The 1,032-nt window shown below is 68.7% G+C and carries 1 protein-coding gene; it reads left to right on the top strand.

The window, feature by feature from the left end:
• Positions 1-1,032: putative LPS assembly protein LptD (locus tag Q7W29_14220; GenBank protein MDO9172978.1), on the top strand; the 1,032-nt coding region annotated here is incomplete at both ends.

The following is a 1,032-nucleotide window of genomic DNA, read 5'->3' as shown; positions in this document are numbered from 1 at the left end:
ACAGCACGGGGGGGGCGGCGCTGGTCGCGCGCGCCCTGGCCTCGGCGGCGTCCGAAACGCTGGCCGACGGCCGCCGCTCGCTGGACTTCGCGGCGGCCAGCGAGAAGGTCGAATACACCGGCCGCACGGCCCTCTTCGACCTCGAGCGCAAGCGCATCGCGATCGCCGGCGACAGCCGCATGCTCTACGGCTCGATGGACCTGAAGGCGGGCCGCATCCGCCTCGACCTGGCCGACCGCGAGCTCTACGCCGCGGAGAACCCGCTGCTGGTCGACAGCGGCCAGAAGATGGCCGGCGACGACATGGGCTACGACTTCGAGCACCGCACGGGCGCCGTGCTGTCGGGCGCCACGGCGATGGACGAGTTCTACTACGTCGGCGACGAGATCAAGCGCTTCGACGACGGCACGCTCAAGATCCGCTCCGGCCGGATGACCTCCTGCGACCTGGCCGAGCCGCACTACCACTTCTGGGCCGACAAGATGAAGGTCCGCCCCGGCGACAAGATGGCCGCCAAGCCCATCGTGCTGAAGATCGGCCGCGTGCCGATCTTCGCGCTGCCCTTCTACTTCAAGTCGCTCGAGTCCGGCCGCCGCTCGGGCATCCTGTTCCCGAGCTTCAACTTCGGCTGGTCGCAGCGCACCGGCCGCTACATCCGCGACTGGGGCTACTACTGGGCGACCAGCGACTACACCGACTTCACGTTCCGCGGCGACTACAACGAGCGACGCGAGTTCACCTGGCAGCTGAAAAACCAGTACGTGAAGCGGTACGCCTTCGGCGGCGAGGCCAACTACTCGCGGCGGCTCAGCCTGGGCGGCGAACCCCGCACCCGCGAGTGGCAGTTCCAGTGGACCCACCGGCAGGACGCGCTGCTCGATGCCTACCAGTTCCAGACGAGCGTGGACATGTCCAGCCGCACGATCAGCCGCGAGGACCTGCTGAACGACGTGGGGGCCGTCGACCAGATCAGCGGGCAGCAGACCTCCACCGCCCGCATCAGCCGCAACTGGTCGTTCGTCAGCGCCTCGC

The organism is bacterium (assembly GCA_030654305.1).
GTDB lineage: Bacteria > Krumholzibacteriota > Krumholzibacteriia > LZORAL124-64-63 > LZORAL124-64-63 > PNOJ01.
The sequence above is the reverse complement of the archived record's forward strand: the minus strand, read 5'-3'. Positions and strand labels throughout refer to the sequence as shown.